Annotated in this window: 15 protein-coding genes and 2 pseudogenes; 8 read left to right on the top strand and 9 right to left on the bottom strand. The window is 61.0% G+C overall.

Features of this window, described 5'->3' with window-relative positions:
- The first annotated feature begins 89 nt into the window (after positions 1-89).
- Positions 90-1,985, top strand: coding sequence for a DUF6541 family protein (locus AC4BCK_RS13180; RefSeq protein WP_490566915.1), 1,896 nt, complete (start codon positions 90-92; stop codon positions 1,983-1,985).
- Between the two features lie 177 nt (positions 1,986-2,162).
- Here the strand turns inward: AC4BCK_RS13180 and AC4BCK_RS13175 are convergent, their stop codons facing one another.
- Together AC4BCK_RS13175 and rfbA are read right to left on the bottom strand one after the other, a co-directional pair.
- Positions 2,163-2,411, bottom strand: a complete 249-nt coding sequence (locus AC4BCK_RS13175) for a hypothetical protein (protein WP_363955464.1) — start codon at positions 2,409-2,411, stop codon at positions 2,163-2,165.
- A gap of 388 nt (positions 2,412-2,799) precedes the next feature.
- Complete coding sequence (rfbA, locus tag AC4BCK_RS13170) at positions 2,800-3,663, bottom strand: glucose-1-phosphate thymidylyltransferase RfbA (protein ID WP_251421158.1); 864 nt, start codon at positions 3,661-3,663, stop codon at positions 2,800-2,802.
- A 210-nt stretch (positions 3,664-3,873) separates the two neighbouring features.
- Between rfbA and AC4BCK_RS13165 the strand changes: the two genes are divergently transcribed.
- On the top strand, positions 3,874-4,935 hold the full coding sequence (locus AC4BCK_RS13165; protein WP_251421159.1) for an acyltransferase family protein: 1,062 nt from the start codon (positions 3,874-3,876) through the stop codon (positions 4,933-4,935).
- A 137-nt stretch (positions 4,936-5,072) separates the two neighbouring features.
- Positions 5,073-6,995 carry a hypothetical protein gene (locus tag AC4BCK_RS13160; RefSeq protein ID WP_251421160.1) on the top strand — a complete coding sequence of 641 codons (1,923 nt, stop codon included), beginning with the start codon at positions 5,073-5,075 and terminating at the stop codon, positions 6,993-6,995.
- A 105-nt stretch (positions 6,996-7,100) separates the two neighbouring features.
- Here the strand turns inward: AC4BCK_RS13160 and AC4BCK_RS13155 are convergent, their stop codons facing one another.
- Genes AC4BCK_RS13155 through AC4BCK_RS13130 form a run of 6 tightly spaced genes read right to left on the bottom strand, consistent with a single transcriptional unit; the run spans position 7,101 to position 12,746 of the window.
- Positions 7,101-8,195, bottom strand: coding sequence for an NAD-dependent epimerase/dehydratase family protein (locus AC4BCK_RS13155; RefSeq protein ID WP_251421163.1), 1,095 nt, complete (start codon positions 8,193-8,195; stop codon positions 7,101-7,103).
- Between the two features lie 24 nt (positions 8,196-8,219).
- On the bottom strand, positions 8,220-9,107 hold the full coding sequence (locus AC4BCK_RS13150) for a glycosyltransferase family 2 protein (protein ID WP_251421165.1): 888 nt from the start codon (positions 9,105-9,107) through the stop codon (positions 8,220-8,222).
- Positions 9,108-9,140: 33 nt separating this feature from the next.
- On the bottom strand, positions 9,141-9,557 hold the full coding sequence (locus tag AC4BCK_RS13145; RefSeq protein WP_251421167.1) for a DUF2304 domain-containing protein: 417 nt from the start codon (positions 9,555-9,557) through the stop codon (positions 9,141-9,143).
- The gene (locus tag AC4BCK_RS13140) at positions 9,554-10,303 is read right to left on the bottom strand and encodes a glycosyltransferase family 2 protein (protein WP_251421169.1); all 750 of its coding nucleotides are present in this window, start codon (positions 10,301-10,303) and stop codon (positions 9,554-9,556) included. Before AC4BCK_RS13140 ends, AC4BCK_RS13145 begins: the two co-directional genes overlap by 4 nt.
- A gap of 5 nt (positions 10,304-10,308) precedes the next feature.
- Positions 10,309-11,382 carry a glycosyltransferase family 2 protein gene (locus AC4BCK_RS13135; RefSeq protein WP_251421171.1) on the bottom strand — a complete coding sequence of 358 codons (1,074 nt, stop codon included), beginning with the start codon at positions 11,380-11,382 and terminating at the stop codon, positions 10,309-10,311.
- Between the two features lie 47 nt (positions 11,383-11,429).
- Positions 11,430-12,746 carry a hypothetical protein gene (locus AC4BCK_RS13130; protein WP_251421173.1) on the bottom strand — a complete coding sequence of 439 codons (1,317 nt, stop codon included), beginning with the start codon at positions 12,744-12,746 and terminating at the stop codon, positions 11,430-11,432.
- Between the two features lie 301 nt (positions 12,747-13,047).
- Between AC4BCK_RS13130 and AC4BCK_RS13125 the strand changes: the two are divergent.
- The 5 genes and pseudogenes from AC4BCK_RS13125 to AC4BCK_RS13105 all read left to right on the top strand — a co-directional run.
- Positions 13,048-13,416, top strand: a pseudogene (locus AC4BCK_RS13125) (LGFP repeat-containing protein); the annotation flags it as partial.
- Positions 13,377-13,730 (top strand): annotated as a pseudogene (locus AC4BCK_RS13120) (LGFP repeat-containing protein); the annotation flags it as partial. The pseudogenes AC4BCK_RS13125 and AC4BCK_RS13120, both read left to right, overlap by 40 nt.
- Before the next feature lie 42 nt (positions 13,731-13,772).
- On the top strand, positions 13,773-14,351 hold the full coding sequence (locus tag AC4BCK_RS13115) for a M15 family metallopeptidase (RefSeq protein WP_490566914.1): 579 nt from the start codon (positions 13,773-13,775) through the stop codon (positions 14,349-14,351).
- A 71-nt stretch (positions 14,352-14,422) separates the two neighbouring features.
- Positions 14,423-15,421, top strand: coding sequence for a dTDP-glucose 4,6-dehydratase (gene rfbB, locus AC4BCK_RS13110; RefSeq protein WP_251421175.1), 999 nt, complete (start codon positions 14,423-14,425; stop codon positions 15,419-15,421).
- A gap of 3 nt (positions 15,422-15,424) precedes the next feature.
- Positions 15,425-16,837: a sugar nucleotide-binding protein gene (locus AC4BCK_RS13105; RefSeq protein WP_400634616.1), complete on the top strand. Its 1,413-nt coding sequence runs from the start codon at positions 15,425-15,427 to the stop codon at positions 16,835-16,837.
- Between the two features lie 190 nt (positions 16,838-17,027).
- On the opposite strand, the gene AC4BCK_RS13100 is transcribed toward AC4BCK_RS13105, so the two are convergent.
- On the bottom strand, positions 17,028-18,536 hold the full coding sequence (locus AC4BCK_RS13100) for a GH25 family lysozyme (protein WP_309296828.1): 1,509 nt from the start codon (positions 18,534-18,536) through the stop codon (positions 17,028-17,030).
- Positions 18,537-19,037 lie beyond the last annotated feature (501 nt).

The following is a 19,037-nucleotide window of genomic DNA, read 5'->3' as shown; positions in this document are numbered from 1 at the left end:
CCGTGTCCTGGTGGCAATCATTGCCAGTAATCCTCACAGCCGTGCTGCTGCTGTTGCTTCCTGGTTTGGCAACTGCGTTGGCTGTCCGAATGCGGGGAATACCTGCCCTCCTGGTGGCACCGGCGTTCAGCGTCGGAACGATCGGGTTCCTGGCACTGATATTTCCATTTGCCCGGATACCCTGGTCGCCAGTACCGGTACTTATCGGCTGCGCTGTGGTCTCCGTCGTTGCGTTCCTTGTATCCAGGCTCTGGGGTTCGGGGAGTACTGGTGCCGAACAGCGTCCACGCAGGGCCTATCTAGCCATAACTGTGGGCGTTGGAACCGTCATCACGTCATTGGTCATCGCTATGCAGATGGCAACTGCCATGATCCACCCGGATTCCATTTCACAGACCTACGATAATGTTTTTCACTTGAATGCAGTCCGTTGGGCGATGGAGTCACAAAATTCCTCACCCCTTAATTTGGGCGCCTTTACGGGAATCAGCGCCTATCCCGCGGGATGGCACGCAATTGTGGCAATCGTCGGGGAACTCACGGGGGCAGCAATACCTGTCCTCGTGAATTCCACCAGCATAGCCATCGGTGCCGTAGCGTGGCCCCTTAGCTCGCTTTTTCTCACCTTTGCGGTCGCCGGATATCGCAAGGCTACGGCCGTCGTAACCTTCGTTTTTGCGGCCGGTTTTGCGACATTTCCGATACTGATGATCGATTGGGGAGTGCTGTACCCTAACCTGCTTTCGATCTCTGTCCTGCCCGCTGCGTTGGGGCTTGCCTTTACTGCGCTTGGACTGGGTTACCACGACCGCCCGCCGGCCTTGATCGCCTGGTTGAGCCTGAGTGTTGCAGTCGCGGGTGTCGCCCTCGCGCACCCCAGTACGTTGATGGCGTTTTTGGCGTTCGCTCTTCCCGGCTCATTGGCGGTCTACTACTTCCGGATCAGGCGTCTTTGGCCGCCGCAATCGCAGGAGTCCAGGCGCCAGGCTTGGATTCTGACGGTTGCCCTGGTCGGTGGCCTGGCTCTTCTGACAGTCGTTTGGTACTTCCTCCGACCACCGTCAGATGCAGCGAACTGGAGGGTCGTCGAGACTCCTCCCCAGGCCATAGGGGAACTCCTGTTCAATGCTCCGTTGGGCCGTCCGTCTCAAGAGGTACTGAGCATTTGCCTGTTCGTAGGTATTATCCATCTCTGGATCACGAAGTCCCGACGGTGGTTGATCGGAACCTATCTGATCGGGGCTGCACTGTTTTTCTTTGCAGCAGGATACAACGCACCGATCAGGCAATTCATTACGGGTGTCTGGTACTTCGACAGCTACCGCCTGGCGGCATTGTTGCCGGTTGTAGTTTTGGGACCAGCGGTGATTGGCGCTCTGTTCCTTATAGACCTTGTAAGAGAAAAAATCCGGATTGCTGACGGGTCCGTCTTTGGAAAAACCCGGCTTCCGGGGACCCCAGGTCCCACGCGGCAGGCCGTCCTGGCTTCAGCGGTCTACGCCGTAGCCCTTCTGCCCATAGCGCCTCAACTGCTGCCGGTAAATTTCGCTTCCTACCAGGCACACTGGCAATATCGCAGTGACTCCAATGCTGCGCTTCTGTCCCCGGAGGAAAGAACACTGTTGGAACGCCTCCCTCAAACAACGGAGCCAGGCGCCAACATCGCGGGGCTGCCAAGCAGCGGGACGGCTCTGGCTTACGCCCTGTCCGGGCGTACTGTCATACAGCCCCATATCCTGACCACACATGGGTCTGATATCGATGTTGTAAACGCGGGCCTGAAGGACGCCGCGGACTTCCCTGCAGTGTGTGAATCAGTTCGAACCCTTAACGTCCGTTACGTTCTGGACTTCGGCACCAGGACCGTCACGGGAACGCTCGCCGGCTACGGCGGTGTTATGGATCTCGAGGAGAATGCAAGCCTGGAGCTCGTAGATTCGGAAGGATCCGACGCACAACTGTTCAAAGTTGTCGCTTGCTGGTAGGTGTGACTTCACGGCCGGAACCACTGGGGGTGATGCCGTAGTGCCGCCTACCGGGCAGGAGTTGGGGGCCGGCCACTGACCGGGTCGGTCCTGATCACAAGTTGTCAGAGTGCCCGCATAGGAGGGGGCGGCTCCGGCCCCACCGTGCCTGACAGCAGCCAGTCCGCTTCGGTCTGACTACTTCTCCCGTATCGTTCCCAGAAGTGTTTCCAGCTTGTCCCATGTCCTGACGTTGCATTCGTTGTCGCGGCGGAAGCTGTTCCTGACTGACTTGCCATCGATTTCGCCGAAAACATCTGCAATGTGCGGCTGACCGACGGCTTCACAATCTTCACTGGTCTCGGCCGACTCGTACTCCAGGAGACTGGGTTGCCGCTCCAAGACCCTGCAGGCGTCGTCTGCATCCGGAAGATCTGTTCCCTGCACGGCGGACGTCCCAACGCAAACAAGATGGTGTGTCGACTGGTGCCCGGCATTACCGCTCAGGGTCGTTACCGTCAGCCGCAGGTTTGGTTCTCCATCTGATGGCGGGTACGTGGGGCTGGTGGTCTGAGTTGGCTGAAGCGTAGGCGTGGGGGAGCTCTTGGGGGGCGCATCCGCAATACTGCATGAGCTGACGGCCATACCGGCAGCAACTATCGAGACGATTACTCTAACTGGGGTTCGCATGATGCTCCTTGGCTGAAGTACAGCCTTCGCGATAGTGGATCTGCTGATAGTGCGAGTGGCAATTTTTTTGCCATAGTCGGGCCGTCACTGCTCCCTCCGGACCAATCTCCAGCCGGCCCTGCCAGCTCAGTGGCAGGCCAATGCGTCACTCATCCAGGAGTTCCAGGAGATAGGAGCCGTAACCGCTCTTCACCAGCGGCTCTGCGCGGCGGCGCAGGTCGTCATCGGTGAGGAAACCCAGTCGCCAAGCGATTTCCTCCGGTGCGCCAATCTTCTGGCCCTGCCGGTTTTCCACCGTTCGAATGAAGTTTGATGCGTCGCTTAGGTCATTGAAGGTTCCGGTGTCCAACCAGGCGGTTCCGCGAGGCAGGATTTCTACCTGAAGATCACCGCGCTCCAGGTAGACCTTGTTGACGTCGGTGATTTCAAGCTCTCCGCGCGCAGAGGGCTTGAGTCCCTTTGCAATGTCGATGACGTCGTTATCGTAAAAATAGAGGCCGGGGACCGCGTAGTGGCTGCGCGGGCTAGCGGGCTTCTCCTCAAGCGACAGAGCCTTGCCGTCCTTGTCGAATTCCACCACACCGTAGGCTGACGGATCTTTGACCCAGTAGCCGAAGACGGCGCCCCCTTTGATGTTCGCGTGCCGGCGCAACTGCGTGCCCATGCCTTGGCCGTAGAAGATGTTGTCTCCCAGGACAAGGGCAACGGTGTCGTTGCCAATATGGTCGGCCCCGAGGATAAACGCCTGTGCAAGGCCGTCCGGGGTGGGCTGCTGGACGTAGGAGAGATTCACGCCAAACTGCGAACCGTCACCAAGCAGGCGCTGGAACTGTTCCGCGTCCTGGGGCGTCGTGATGATGAGGATGTCCCGGATACCTGCCAGGATTAACGTGGACAGAGGATAGTAGATCATCGGCTTGTCGTACACCGGGACCAACTGCTTGCTGATGCCAAGAGTGATGGGATGGAGCCTGGATCCGGTGCCTCCGGCAAGGATAATTCCGCGCATTAGTCCATCATTGCCGCAGCTTTGGCGCGGGGCAAACCGGGGCGTTAAGCCCGGCACGGTAGAATTGCGTGTCAGTGTCCTTTCCAATCAGCCGAACCCGGAGCCCGCGTGTCATCAGTTAAAGCCCCTGCAGGACTCCTCCTGGGCAAGCCGCTCGATCCCCGGAACAACAGCCTCAACCTCATCCGGCTGATCCTTGCCCTGGCGGTGTTGGTTCATCACAGCTGGCCGTTGACAGGTGCGGCTGACGAGCCTGTGTTTGCTGGTGAGACCTTGGGCGGATGGGCGGTTTCGGGCTTCTTTGTGATCAGCGGCTACCTTATTACAGGCAGCAGATTCAGTCATGGATTGGGCGATTATCTGGTCCACCGCATTGCCCGGATTATGCCGGCATTCATCGTATGCCTGCTCACGATGGTCATTTTTTTCGCGCCTATAGGCTACATCGTTGCGCGGGGAAGCCTTTCGGGTTATTTCAGCACCGCAACGTCGCCGCTGAACTTCCTCATTTCCAACCTCACCCTGAAGATGAACCATTACGACATCGCAGGGACACCGCTTAACGTCCCCTACGCCGGGGCGTGGAACGGCTCGCTGTGGAGTCTCTACTACGAGTTCCTGTGCTACCTCGTAGTGGCCGCTCTTGGCTGCTTTGCGATTTTCCGGAAGTCCCCGTGGTTCCTGACCCTGATTTTCGCCGCTTCTGTCGTGGCGCAGGCGAATATTGAGGTCATCAGCAGGTACACCAACGGGAATTTTGATGTAGTTCTTCTGCTGAAGCTCCTGCCGTTCTTCCTCGGTGGTGCCGTCCTCTTCGTTTGGAAGTCCCGCATTGGGATCCACTGGGCTCCGGCCGTCGCCAGCCTTGTCGTGTCCGTGCTGATGGTTTCAGCTTTTCCGCTGTGGGGCGGCCAGGCTTCCGGTGTTTTGATTGCCTACGGTACCCTCTGGATTTCGACCTGGCTTCCGCAGCCCAGGCTCATCGCCAAGAACGACGTCTCCTACGGTGTTTACATCTATGCCTTTGCGTTCCAGCAGCTACTGGCGGTCTTCGGGGGCTACGAATGGGGACTTGTCCTGTTTTCCTTGGCTGCCGCGGCGCTCACCATCCCGACGGCGATCGCCAGCTGGGTTTGGGTTGAGCGTCCCGTAATGCGCAGGGTCCGCAGCAAGGACCACCGACCAAAAGCTGCGCAGGTGGAGAAGGCGGTGGCTGCCTTGCCTCCCGTGCAGGCGGCCGCAGAGGCTGATACTGTCCGTACGCCGTCGTGACCATTGTGCAAACCCGGCGCGGCTCTCAGCGTCGCGATTCTTACCGTACCGGGATTGGCCGCAGCGGCTGGTTCCTTCCAACGCCGCGGGGGCCCAGACCACTCACCATGCTGAGGGGAGCCGCAGCATTTGCCGCTGTGGCCGCCGTCGTAATCGCCCTGCGCCTTTCCGGTTTCCTGACCGGTGGCTGGACCATCGGCCTTCTGTTGGCCTGCGTGTTGGCACTCCCGACAGGCCGGACGTTCTCGGCGCGCATAGCGCTTTCGCTTAGCGCCCTGCTGGGGCTGGTTCCATTGCTTTGGTGGGTTCCCTCAGGATTCGGGCCGCTGGGTCGCGGAACGCTTGTGCTGGCCGGAGCAGCGGGTGCAGTAGCGTTCGTGGTGTTCAGTGGCGGAGTCAAGGCGGGCACCCGCCGTCTCATCCCGCGGTTCTCATGGCTCGATTGCTTACCTGTGACCGCAGCAGCGCTGTCGGTCTGGGTCCACTTCAACCTGCTGTCGGTGCGTGCTTACGAAAAGGCCCTGAGTCTTCTCACATTGAATTGGGACAACGCTTCCCATTTCGATATCTTCCACATGCAGCGGCTTTATGGTCGGGTTGTGCCCCTGTTGGGTGCTTCTCCTGATGGAAGTGGCTGGTCCTTCAAGGACTACCCGCAGGGTTTCCACGGAGTGGTTGCCATCTTTGCGGAACTGAAATTTGCCAAGCCAGCCGGGACACCCGCGGAGGAGTTGGTGAATTACGCCAACGGAAGTGCTCTCGTCTCCGTCCTGGTGACGGCGATGGTTCTTGCCGCGTTGGCAACGCTACCTGCGTTCCGCCGCCAGCCTCTCATTAGTCTTCCGGCATTGATAGTGGTGGCGGCAGGTTGGATCTTCGGTCCTGGATCGTCGGCCTCGCTCCACGGCTTCCCGAACTTTTTTCTGGCAGTAGGGCTCGCGTCTGTGGCGATCGTGCTGGCAGCCGATATGGCCCGGCCCCTGCGCATTCCTGTGCTGGTGTCCATGGTGGCATGCGTGGTTGGGGTGGCCCACAACTGGGTGCTCCTTGAGGTGCTGGTGCTGGGCGCGGCAGTAATGGTGCTGCTGCCGTGGGACCTGCAGCGATGGCGCACCACCCGCGGCGGTTTCCTTTTCGCGGTTGGAATGACGCTGGTTGGAGTCGTTGGCATTGGCTTGGCACTGGGCCAATTGGCAGGGGTTTCAACAGATGCGGTCCTGTACGGCGTGGGCGGGGTGCCGATCCCGGATCTAGGCCAGTTGGCCGTGATCGTCTTTGGCACCATGGCCTTTTCCATCCTTGTGTTCACGAGGTCGTCTCGGCCCTCGAACGGTATCCTGCAACGGCTGCGTTGGTCCTTTACAGGCTTAGCTGCCGCACTGGTACTTGCGATCGGCATGGCCGTGGCGCAGCTGGTCAAGGGCGGGACGCTGACCTATTACTCGCACAAGCTAGGGATTGCCTTGTTCCTCGCCGGGCTCGTGACGCTCGCATTGGTCCTGGCCGCCTTTCTGGAAACCCTTCGTCTACGCACCCAGGCAGAACCTGCGGACGGCGGAAACGATGCGGCTGCTGCCTCTCCACGGAGCTCCTGGCGGCTCAGCGGAGCCGGTTCCGTTACTGCTTCCGCGCTGGCCGCTGTTGCGGCAACACAGGCCTTCGGCTTCACCTTCCCGCTGGCTGCTGAGGGGCTTCCGCCTTCGTCCCCCTCGGCGGTGGCCATGGCAAAGGAGCTAAAGGTGCTCGAAGAAGTACCGCTCCCCGTGGAGATGCTGATGACGGCCACCATGGGCCGCGTCGGCCAGCCGGCAGTCTACGTCACCACAAGGCCCACCGACATTGACGCCATCCTGGCTAAGCAGTGGTATGACGGCCTCACTGCCACCTACACCGAAAGGAGCTGGGAGCTTTCTTTGAACATGTTCGAGCTCAGCGGTGGCCCGGACAACCTGAGACTTGTGGTGAACAAAATCATGAAAGCGGACCCAACAGCCCTGATCATCGTGGATCCCGAGAACCAGGCGGCACTCAATCACATCCTGGCAACTTTGGAAGACTAAGCACGCAGGGCACTTCGCCATCCCGGTGCTTCGGGTAGCGCACCAAACGAAAACGACGGCGGCACCCTCGGGTACCGCCGTCGTCTGCTGTCCTGCCAGCGCAGCTCAGTAAGGCTGAACGTCCGGCTGGGCGTTAATCCACGTGCTGAGCCGTTCAATGCCCTGTTCAAGGTTGTACTGGGGCTTCCATCCCAGCGTTGCCTTCGCCGCTTCGATGTCAGCCCAGGCGTGCCGCACATCGCCCTGGCGGTACTGGCCGGTGACGTGCGGGTCGGGCGCGCCGTAGCGGGCCGCAATGATCTTGGCGGCCGTGCCGATGGTCTGGAATTCGCCGGAGCCGATGTCCATCGGTTCTCCCTGGACGGTGGGGGAGAGGGCGCCGGCGACGATAGCGGAAGCGACGTCGTCAATGAGGACGAAGTCGCGGCGGACCTCGCCGTCCTCGTACAGCGGAATGGACTTGCCGCCCATGGCCATCCGGCAGAACAAGCTCATGATGCCTGTGTAGGGATTGATGAGGGATTGACCGGGTCCGTAAACGTTCTGGAGACGCAAGATCACCGTCTCAACGCCGTAGGACTTGGCCCATGCCTGGAGGATGTTTTCCTGGGCAAGCTTTGTGGCGCCATAGACGCTGACCGGGGCGGGGAAGGTCTCGGAGGCCTTCATGGCCGCAGGCGTGGCATTGGGGAAATCCCACTGGGCTTTATCCAATGTTGCGCTGGTGCGCTGTCCGGGGTAGAACCTATGACCTTCGGCATCGTCCCAGGGGCCTTCGCCGTAGACTGCGCGGCTGGAGGACAGGACAATTCGCCGGGGAAGCTTGCCGTGTCGGTTCAGGCCGTCAAGCATCTGCGACGTGCCCACCACATTCACGTGTGCGTGGCGCGTGGACTCCTCCAGCGACTGCCCCGTCCCGGTCTCGGCGGCGAGGTGGATGACGACGTCGGGCGCGACGTCTGCGAGGACCTTGTCCCAGGTCTGTGCTTCGGTAATATCAGCAACCACCAATTCGGCGCCTTCGTTGAGCCCTGCGGGCCGCTCGCCGGAAGCGTGGATCTGCGGGTGCAGGTTATCCACCACGACTACACGGCCGAAGCTGGCCACGAGGTCGCTCGAGATGGCGCAACCGATGAAGCCGGCGCCACCGGTTACCAGGACCGTTCCCTGGGGCTCGGCTTCGGGGGTGGTTGTTGTCATGATGGGCCTTTCTGAAGCTGACATCTAGTTACCGAACGTGTGGCTGAGTAGGACCTTCGCAGCCGGGAAGTTCCTACTGCTCAGGGCCTTCGGCAGGAGGGCGAGGGCGTGGGCGCGGGACGTCAGGCGCAGATTCGCCGCACGTGAGGCTTTGGTCCAGCCATTGAGTTTTGCCTGCTCTGCCGACACCGCGAAGTACTCTCGTTCGCCGGCAAAGCGGGACCCGTCAACCAGTTTGGTGGAGGACGCACTTTCCGAGTGGCGGCGGTACGCAAAGCACACCGTGGGTTCGAGAAGGAGCTGGTCACCGCGGTAGACCATGTCCATGACAAGGGCGAGGTCCTGGATGATGGGGAACCCGGAGCGGAAATCAACGGCGCGGATTTTGTCGGTGCGGAAGGCGAGTGAAGGCCAGTAGAGCCAGTCGCCATGCATCAGGTTGACGGCAAGGGATTCGCCGGAAAGGAGGCGCGGCCCCTGGGTGCGGGGCCGCACAAGGTGCTGCTTTGTGATGTCCACCAGAGTTCGCACCACGGTGCCGTCGCCATCGATGACGCGGACGCCAGGTTGGATGATGGCTGCCTCGGGAAAGCGCTGATGCGCCGCGTTGACCACCCTGACGTAGTTGGGCAGGAGGATATCGTCGCAGCCCAGAATAACCATGACGTCCTCGGTGGCGAGGCCGACGCAGGTTTTGTAGTTTTCAGTAATTCCGGCGTTTTGTTCCTTGCGGATGTACTTGACCCGGGGGTCGTCGATCGAGGCCATGTACCGCTGGATTTCGTGGTCAGGGTAAGCGTCGTCCACCACAGTCAGGAGCCAGTCGTCAGAGTCCTGTTCGAGGACGCTGCGGACCGTCTGCTTCATGTAGTCCGGGTCGCCCCAGTAGGGGATGAAAATATCAAGTGCCATAAGAAATCCAATGCGTTTTGGGACAGGGCGGGATTAGCCGCGGTCAAAAGGAGCGGGCTCATTTGCTGTTGCGTTCCGGGAAGGCCCGCCCAATTCGGCGTCCAGCCTTGCTTCCAGCCGTTCGATGTGGGTGCGCAGGATAGCTGCTTCCTCGGCCAGCGTGCGGGTCTCATCTTCCACCACTGAGATTTCCCACGACAGGTGCAGGCAGACGCCCAGCGCCAGCAGTATGGTCATGGAGAACAAGAGGTTGGACGGGACCTGGACGCCCAGAAGCCGGGCTGTCTGAGCCAAGAGCTGGGGGAAGGCCGCAAGAACCAGTGTGGCCAGGCCGACCACCAGCCAGAGAGCCGCATACTTCTCGCGGAGCTTTTTACGGCGGAGCATCTCCACGACGAGGACGACGATGACGAGGGCAAGTATGAAAGCAGCCAGAACGGGCAAGATCATGCACTTTCGAGTTGTGGGGAGGTTGTTTGGATCTGCGAACGACGCCGGGTCAAGGCGAACAGGAGCGCAAACACCGACCGGCCGAGGTAAATGGCGGATTTCAGCGGATTGTGGCTCGGCGTACCGCCCTGGCGCGCACGCATCTCCACGGGAACCTGGGTGATGACGCAGCCGGACCGGATGGCTACAACCAGGGAATCGATGGTGTCGCCCAAATACTCGGCCGGGTAATGGTCGATGAACTGATCGATGCCACGGCGGTTGGCCGCCTTGAACCCGGAAGTAACGTCCGTGAGGCGGGTATGGGCAAGGCCGGAAATGACCTTGGCGAGCAGGACCATGGCCCAGCGCCGCGGACCGGTAACTTTATAGGTGCCTCGGTCCGCGAAGCGGGCGCCGATGGCAATGTCCGCATCCGCCAGGGCAGCCAGTACCCGGGAAATTTCCTTGGGATCATGCTGGCCGTCCGCGTCCACTTGGATGACGGCGTCGTATCCGTTCCGCTTTGCGTACTTGAAGCCGGCCCGCATGGCCCCACCCACGCCAAGGTTGAAGGGGAGGTCCAGCACTACGGCTCCTGCTTCTCCTGCCACGGCAGCCGTGTTGTCCTGTGAACCGTCGTTCACAACAAGCACGTCATAGGTCTCGCGCAGCGCCAGCACCTCGCGGACGGTATTGCCAACGGACTCCGCTTCGTTCCACGCCGGCATAATCACGAGGGCGCGGGTGTAGGGGGGGATTGACATAGGTACTAATCTATACCAGAACCGCTGCCCGGGGTGGCGGGCGGCGTCGCTGCGGGCATCTCCGACGAGGACGTTTGGGGCTTGCCCACCCCGTATGCGGTGCGGATATGCCGCAGGTAGAGATAGGCGTATACGGAAGGCGCCAGCTTGAGCAACGCGGCGCCCGCGCCAATGACCTTGTGCACCGCAAGGGTCCGGAAAAGCATCCGCCAGCCAAGATCCTTACGGCACTCCGCCACCGTGGCGGCAGCGGCAGACGAACCGCTGCCGCGGGCGATCGCGCTTTGGGCCACAAGCAGGATGACCAGCGAACGCATGCAGTCGTAGGCGGCACTGTATTTGCCCTCCTTGAACCGCTGGTCCAGATGCTCGCTCAGGTGGTTCATGGCTACGGTGGTGTCGGCCACTGTGGGAACCCGGCCCCAGGTCAGGGAAGAATCCATGATGTAGTACCGGTAAACCGGGATATCGATCGATCGGACCCTGCGGGATATCGAGTGCAAAATGACGTTGACCGCCATGTCCTCGAACCGGGCGGCGCCTTCGGCGAAACGGACCTTACTGAACAAATCCCGTCGGTACAGCTTGTCCCAGGGGAACGGAGTGAGCTCATCGCACATGGCCAGCCGGCAGGCTTCTGGTCCGTCGAATTCCCCGAGCGCACGCGAGGCATTGCGCGTTTCCGTGCCGTCCGACTGCACCACGATCCGGCCCCCCACCACCAGGTCCACATCCGGCGCGGTGGCTGAATGCATGGTTTCGAGGAACTCCGGCAGATACTGGTCGTCGCTGTCGATAAAGCTGACCCAGGATCCCCGGGCCGCATCCAGACCGGCATTCCGCGCTGCCGATACTCCGGCATTGGAAGGTAAGGCGATCACCGTCAGATTGCTGAACTCCTCCCCGAGCTTCCTGGCCAAATCCAGCGTTCCGTCCGTGGAGTGGTCGTCCACTAAGACCAGTTCGAAGTCTGGGTCCGTCTGGGCCATGACACTCCGTACCGCCCGTTCCAGGAAACCGGCGGCGTTGTATGCGGGCAAAATCACTGTGGTCCGCGGACTGTCGGAATTCTTCGTCACAGGTTTTCCTTTGTGAGGCGAGGTAGGCAGAGGAGGGCGGAGTCGGGTCAGGCGGGGGAAGCAGCGGCTGATTTGCCGAGACGCACGATCGAAGTAACGTGGATAACCGCTCCCACGGCCGGCCCTGCCGCGAGGGCCACTGCCGCCCGAATGGACAGCGGCAGCGGCAGCAGGAGGCAAAGCACGCTCACCACTGTGCCACTGACCCAGCCTGCGGAGTAGCCGCCGTGCTTGCCCACCGCAAGGGTTGCGGTGCCGGTAAGCGTCAGGACAGCCATGAGCGCGGCGTCGAACGTCAGCGTAGCCAAGAGCCAGGCCGGTACTTCGTATTTGCCTGGGAACAGCAGCTCCATGAGCCAAGGGCCGAGCAGTCCAGCTGCTATAGCGCCTGCCACACCTACTGCCAGGAACAGGGCAGCAGGTTTGAACAGCGCGTGGACCCCGCGGTCGCGCTGGTTGACGAACGCGGCAATCGCCACACCCTGAAACGCCTGGAGCGGAACCATGATAGGCGCCCTCGTGAGTTGGATGGCGAGGAGGAGCCCGCCGGCCGAGGCCAGTTCCTGCGCGCTGCTGGTGAAACTCAGGATCACAGGGAAGCCCACGATCAGAGCAGCGGTGGCGCTTGAGGAGAGCATGGCGTGGCCGGTCTGCTTCATGTACGCCGTGCGGGGCACATCGGCACGGGAAACTGCGGCGTGACGTGCCGCTGGTGAGACCAGGAGGAACACCAGCCAAAGGACCGCAGCCAGTGCACAGGCGAGCTCAAGGCCCAGGAGTCCGACGCCGAGCAGCGCCACGGTTCCTACGGTCGCCAAACGGAACACCGCCTCAGCGCTCATCAGCTTGGAATAAAGGTTCCAATCCTGACTGCCGGCGGAAGCGCCTGCAAGCGCGGAATGGCCAGAATAGGCGACTGCCGCGCCGGCAAGGGCAGGCAGGAGCCAGGGGGTGTTGCCGCCGAGGACGGACGGTGCCCACAGCCAGGAGGATGCCAGGATAATGGCGGCCAGGATTGTCCCCACCAGGACGCCGTTGGCCAATACCGAAGGGTGCTGTTGTGCACTGCCAGGGACTCCGCCGTGGGTTTCTACCGAGCGAACAGCGCGGGTGGTTTCACTCTGGATGCCAGAGAGCACTCCGAAGATGCCGAACAGTGCGCCCCAAAAGACGCTGAATTGGGCATATTCCGCGGGGCGGAGGTGGTTGCCTGCAATCACCAGGATGATGAACCCTGCAGCCGCGGCGGCGATGGAGGCGGCGCCCACGCCGGACGCGCTCCTGGAGCTGATAGTCCGTTCACTGGCAGCGTCCGGCTCCTCCGACGGTTGTGCGGAGGCGGGCTTCTTCCAAGGCAAATTCATTGAGGGCTTTCCGTGGCGACGCGCCACCTGGCTTTCCCAGGTGCCATTCGATCTTACGGTAATGCTCTAGTCGCGCTCCCAGCCCTCGTGCGCGACAAACACGGCGACAACCGGGCCTTCGCGGACAGGCGCTGCAAATGAATACGCTCTTGGGAACCCGGTCGAAGAAAAGATCTCTCCGCTGATCGAGTCCGGCCCACCGGCCGGGCTATAGAATCACCTCCACGAGCCGACACAGCACCTGCCCTGGTGATGGTGGTCCGTCTGGAAATTCTCTATTCCATCAAGCAGTCAGGTGAACATGAAGCACATTCGGGTTCCCGCTCTATCAATGGTCTTCACCGTCCTGTGTCTCCTGTCCGGCCTCTTGGTAGGCGCCCCAGGTTGGGCTGCCTCACCGATCCAGGACAAGTATCAGGCAGTCGGGGGACCGGCCGGCATTCTTGGTGCCGCTATCGGTGGAGAAAAGTGCGGGCTTGCGGGAGGAGGTTGCTACCAGGACTACCAACGCGGCCAGATCCACTGGACGCCTGCGACCGGAGCCCGCGCCACGTGGGGTGCGGTCGGCACACTTTGGCAGCAGCAGGGGTGGGAACAAGGCCGCCTCGGATACGCGGTCACGGATGAAGTGTGCGGGCTTGTCAGGTCGGGCTGCTATCAGAGCTTTCAGGGCGGTCAAATTCATTGGTCCCCTGCCAGCGGTGCGCAGCAGACGGTCTGGGGGCAATCAGAAACAGATGGGCAGGCGGAGGCTTCGAATCCGGTCCGCTGGGTTATCCGGCGGCCGCCGAACGATGCGGTCTCAGGGCAGGTGGCTGCTATCAGGCCTTCCAGGGAGGTCAGGTCCATTGGGCGCCGGGCATTGGCGCCTATGCCACCGGGGGTTCCATTGATTACGTGTGGGGAACCCTGGGATGGGAGAACGGGCGTTTGGGCTACCCCTTGACCGAAGAGGTCTGCGCCGGTGATGCCGGCTGCACCCAGAATTTCCAGGGCGGCACCTTGGCCTGGCTCCCTTCTACGGGCGTGACTGTCACTTTCAACCAGCCGGGGGAGTACCAGCGGGTCATCAACAAGCGCAATCCACTCTCACCCATCGACTATGCGCCGTCCGACATGGTGAACGTCGGCGGGCAGGCACTGCGCTATCAGGCAGCACTGGGGTTCTGGCAATTTTCCGATGCTGCAAGTGCCTCGGGCGTGCCAGTGACCGTAGTCAGCGCCTTTCGGAGCTACGCCACCCAGGCGTCCCTTTACAACAGCTACGTGGCGATGTACGGGCAGGAACGCGCAGACACAATCTCAGCTCGGCCCGGATTCTCCGAACACCAAAGCGGACTTGCCGTCGATATCGGGAATCCCGGTGGAGTCTGTGGGCTCCAGGAATGCTTTGCCCACACAGCCGCCGGACAATTTGCGGCAAACCGTGCCCACGAGTTCGGCTTTATCGTCCGGTACCCCGCAGGTATGAGCTACTGGACCGGCTACGCCTATGAACCTTGGCACCTCAGGTATGTCGGAAAGGACGTAGCTATGGACATGCACCGCCGTGGCATCGCCACCCTGGAGCAGTACTACGGATACTCGCCTGCACCGGGTTATTGAGTCAACGTTGATGGGGACCTGACACCCGGACCGATGACATTGGACCAAGGGCCAGCCGGTAACCTAAGAATATGTCGCGACTCCTCGTAACCGGCGGTGCCGGGTTCATTGGCTCTAATTTCGTCCACTACGTTTTGGAAAATACGGATGACCACGTCACCGTGCTGGACAAGCTGACATACGCAGGGAACGTGGAATCTCTCCGGGGCCTGCCGGACGAGCGCTTTGAGTTTGTCCGCGGCGATATCGCTGATGCACAGTTGGTGGACGGAATGGTTGCGAAGGCAGACGTTGTGGTCCATTACGCGGCGGAGTCACACAATGACAACTCGCTGCATGATCCCCGCCCGTTCCTTGATACGAACATCATTGGTACGTACACGCTGATCGAGGCTGCACGGAAGCACAACAAGCGTTTCCACCACATCTCAACCGACGAGGTGTACGGCGACCTTGAGCTCGATGACCCGGAGCGGTTCACCGAGCAGACCCCGTACAACCCGTCCAGCCCGTATTCCTCCACGAAGGCCGGCTCTGACCTGCTGGTGCGCGCCTGGGTCCGTTCCTTCGGGCTGCAGGCGACCATCAGCAACTGCTCAAACAACTACGGCCCATACCAGCATGTGGAGAAGTTCATCCCGCGCCAGATCACCAACGTGATCGACGGGATCCGGCCCAAGCTCTACGGCAAGGGCGAGAACGTCCGCGACTGGATCCACGCCAACGACCACTCCTCGGCCGTGCTGGCCATCATCGCCAAAGGAAGAATCGGCGAGACCTACCTGATCGGAGCCGACGGGGAGAAGAACAACAAGGACGTTGTTGAGCTGATCCTGAAGCACATGGGCCAGGCCCCGGACGCGTACGATCACGTCGTCGACCGACCGGGCCACGACCTGCGCTACGCCATCGATTCCACCAAGCTCCGCGACGAACTCGGCTGGGAACCCCAGTTCTCCAATTTCGACGCAGGTATCGAAGACACCATCGCCTGGTACCGCGAAAACGAAGACTGGTGGCGCCCGCAGAAGGCCCAGACCGAAGCCAAGTACAAGGAACAGGGCCAGTAGGCGATGCAGATCGAGTTCTCGAAAAAACTGACCGCACACGAAACGCCGATCCCCGGCGTCGTCCTTTATGACCTGCCGGTACACGGTGACAACCGTGGCTGGTTCAAGGAAAACTGGCAACGGGAAAAGATGGTGGCCCTTGGCCTGCCGGACTTCCGTCCCGTGCAGAACAACATTTCCTTCAACGAGAAGGCAGGTACCACCCGCGGCATCCACGCCGAGCCGTGGGACAAGTTTATCTCGGTGGCCACGGGGCGCATCTTCGGTGCCTGGGTGGACCTGCGCGAAGGCCCGTCGTTCGGTGCGGTTTTCACTGCTGAACTGGACCCCAGCCAGGCAATCTTCATTCCGCGCGGCGTGGGCAACGCCTTCCAGACCCTGGATGACAACACAGCCTACACCTACCTGGTCAACGACCACTGGTCAGCGGACGCCCAGGGCCAATACACCTTCCTGAACCTCGCGGACGAGACAGCGGCGATCACTTGGCCGGTGCCGCTGGAGGAAGCAGAACTATCCGATAAGGACAGGGCGCATCCCCGCCTCGCGGATGTTGTGCCGATGCCTGCCAAGAAGATCCTCGTCGTAGGTTCCGACGGCCAGTTGGGCAAGGCCTTGCGGGAACTTTACGACGGCGACGCAACCGTTGAGTTTGCCGGCCGCGCCGGCTTCGATTTGGGCAGCGAAGCATCCTTCACGGAGCGGAACTGGAAGAACTACTCGACGATTATCAATGCCGCCGCGTACACCGCGGTCGATACCGCGGAAACCGCGGAAGGCCGGGCAGCCGCCTGGGCTGTCAACGTTGCTGCCGTCGCACGGCTGGCGCGTACCGCCGTCGACCATGACCTCACCCTGGTGCACGTTTCCTCCGACTATGTCTTTGACGGTGTCCGCGAGAGCCACGATGAAACTGAACCGTTCACCCCTCTGGGTGTGTACGGGCAGACCAAAGCCGCCGGCGACGCCGTCGTCAGCGTGGTTCCCCGCCACTACATCGTGCGGACCAGCTGGGTAATCGGCGAGGGCAACAACTTCGTGCGGACCATGGCATCCCTCGCCGGCCGCGGTATCGAACCTTCAGTGGTCAACGACCAGATCGGCCGCCTCAGCTTCACGCAAGATATCGCCGCCGGCATCCAGCACCTGTTGGAGTCGGGCGCTGAGTACGGCACCTACAACCTGAGTAACGAGGGCGAACCGCAGTCCTGGGCGGATATTGCCGGGGATGTCTATGAGCTGTTGGGTAAACCAAGGTCAGCTGTTACCGGTGTCAGCACAGCTGAGTATTTCAGGGATAAAGCGGCTGCTCCCAGGCCCCTCAATAGCACTCTTGATCTCAGCAAGCTCGCGTCGGAAGGTTACACAACCAGGGACTGTAAAAAGGCTTTGGAAGAGTACGTGCGAGGACTTTGACTTAGGGACAATGCCACTGCAGGGATGCCCGGCACCGCAAAGGGATCCTGACTCGGCCTTGGAGTCAGGATCCCTTTGCAGTTCAAATACCGCGTATTGCTAGCGCTCCCAGCGGCAATGACTCTCTTGACCGATCAGAGTAAAAGCCTGACTCGGGCCATCACCCTTGCTGGCGACGCCATTAATTCCGCTAGCGACGGTAGACGCTTACACCGGTTTTCGGAGTCCATATGAGCGACCCTCCCTGAAAATCCTGCCGGCATTCCCCCGAGGAGGAGCAATACTCGTCGGTGTAGGGATATCCGAGCCATCCATTTTCAAAGTTCTGTGAAGCCCAGACTCCCCTGATGGAGCCAAAGGGGCTGAAATGCGCACCTGAGGACGACGACCAGATCATTGAGCCGCCCTGGAAGAACTGGTAACAGCCGCCATTCTTAAGACCACATACTTCGTTGCTGACGGGATAGCCGGGCTTGCCACCCTGCGCGCCGAGACTTCCGTAATTGGCTCGAATGGCACCCGCTGTTACCGCGAAGGCCCCAGAGCCTGATGACCACAGAATGTCCCCTCCTTGGAAGGATTGGGAACATCCGCCGGAAGCCAAGCCACACACTTGGCTTGAAGTCGGGTATCCCAAGGGACCGTTCTCAAATCCCATGGAAGCGTAACGGTCCCGGACAGGACCCGCAAGGCTAATTTGCGCACCAGTGATGGAGTTCCAAATTACGGCACCACCTTGGAACATCTGGTAGCAGCCGCCACCTTTCAGTCCGCAAATTTCCGGGCCCAGGACGGGGTATCCCAGGGGCCCATTTTCCGATCCCGACCTCTGGTAAGTACCGCGTATTGCTCCGTCGCGAACTGAATGTGCTCCCGTAGCAGGGGACCACTGGATCGACCCGCCTTGGAATATCTGGTAGCAGCCGTTGTTGGCCAGCCCGCAGGCTATCGGTCCCCACGGGTTTCCGAGCCACGAACTGGACGCTTGGTACTCACGATTGAAGGCATCCTCGATGCCATTCCCGGCACGGGCAAAACGCTGCAAACTTGCGTAGTCGCCATTCCACACATTCGAGTCACCGGCAAACGGCCCGGTGCTGCTGTATTGCCACATGCTGTAGCTGCTCCAGCTGGCAGTAGGAACCGGCCCGGCGTTGTTCGTAGGCGAGCTGGGGTAGGCGGCAATCCAGAGGGGGTAGTCCCCAAAGCCTGAAGGATTAGCGAGGCACTGGTTCCACCAGCTTGTGTTGGTGTAAATGACCGGCAGGCGGCCGGTCATTGCCTGCATGGTGTTGCCGAAATCCCGCACCCAGGACTGAAGCTGCGAGGGCGACATGTTGTAGCAGGTGTTGCCGAAGTAGAACCCGTTGATGGTGCGGCCCTCGTACGGATTGAACTCGAAGTCAAGCACTGGCGGCATGGTGTATCCGTCTGCAGACCAGCCTCCACCGTTTTGCACAAAGTACCGTGCCTGGTCGGCTCCTGAAGACCAGTTCGGAATCGCGAAGTGATACGCGCCCCGAATCATCCCCACATTGCGTGAGCCCTGGTACTGCGAGCTGTAGGAAGGGTTTTTGTAGTAGTTGCCCTCGGTGGCCTTTACGTAGGCGAAACGCGCACCCATGTTCCACTGCTGCTGCCAGTCCACACTCGGTTGATGCCCACTCACGTCCAGGCCCTGGATACCGAACGTCGGCATCCAGGTGCCTTCGCTGGACAAGGACTCCGCACTAAGCCTCTTTACGGACCCCGAGGAGGCAGCCGCAGTGACGCGAGCGGACCGCTGTCCCATCTCAGCGCCGCCCACCCCGACTGCCTCGGCCATCGACTGCACAGTCCCGGGCGATGGCTGGGGGGAAACCGTTTCTACTGAAGCCGTCTCGGTGGGCGTAGGGGACGGGGGCGGCACCGCAGGTGATGGTGAAACGGCATCTGACGAAGCAGCTGTCGGCGACGGCAAAGTTGGCGCAGCGTCTGACGATGTAGTTGTCGGGGACGGCGACGTTGGGGTAGGAGCGGGCTCGACGGCGGATGCAACCCCCGCCAGACCTGGGCCGGCCGCAAGAGTTGCGGCCAGGAGCGCTATTCCCAAGGACATAAACGCGGGGCGACGGGACTGAGACAGGTTCCGCTTCATTTTTGCTCCGGAGACAATGCGGCGCTCCGCCGAGCGCTCATTTGGTTTGCTGCACGGGTGTTT

It is taken from the genome of Pseudarthrobacter sp. As-47 (assembly GCF_058215595.1).
Note: the sequence above shows the minus strand (reverse complement) of the source record. Positions and strands in the feature narration are given on the sequence as shown.

Excerpts from the sequence above, each read along its gene's own strand:
- AC4BCK_RS13100 (WP_309296828.1), bottom strand. The coding sequence starts at position 18,536 with ATGCCGACGTTCGGTATCCAGGGCCTGGACGTGAGTGGGCATCAACCG.
- AC4BCK_RS13180 (WP_490566915.1), top strand. The coding sequence starts at position 90 with ATGCGGGGAATACCTGCCCTCCTGGTGGCACCGGCGTTCAGCGTCGGA.
- AC4BCK_RS13130 (WP_251421173.1), bottom strand. The coding sequence starts at position 12,746 with ATGAATTTGCCTTGGAAGAAGCCCGCCTCCGCACAACCGTCGGAGGAG.
- AC4BCK_RS13145 (WP_251421167.1), bottom strand. The coding sequence starts at position 9,557 with ATGATCTTGCCCGTTCTGGCTGCTTTCATACTTGCCCTCGTCATCGTC.
- AC4BCK_RS13140 (WP_251421169.1), bottom strand. The coding sequence starts at position 10,303 with ATGTCAATCCCCCCCTACACCCGCGCCCTCGTGATTATGCCGGCGTGG.
- AC4BCK_RS13150 (WP_251421165.1), bottom strand. The coding sequence starts at position 9,107 with ATGGCACTTGATATTTTCATCCCCTACTGGGGCGACCCGGACTACATG.
- rfbA (WP_251421158.1), bottom strand. The coding sequence starts at position 3,663 with ATGCGCGGAATTATCCTTGCCGGAGGCACCGGATCCAGGCTCCATCCC.
- AC4BCK_RS13105 (WP_400634616.1), top strand. The coding sequence starts at position 15,425 with ATGCAGATCGAGTTCTCGAAAAAACTGACCGCACACGAAACGCCGATC.
- rfbB (WP_251421175.1), top strand. The coding sequence starts at position 14,423 with ATGTCGCGACTCCTCGTAACCGGCGGTGCCGGGTTCATTGGCTCTAAT.
- AC4BCK_RS13155 (WP_251421163.1), bottom strand. The coding sequence starts at position 8,195 with ATGACAACAACCACCCCCGAAGCCGAGCCCCAGGGAACGGTCCTGGTA.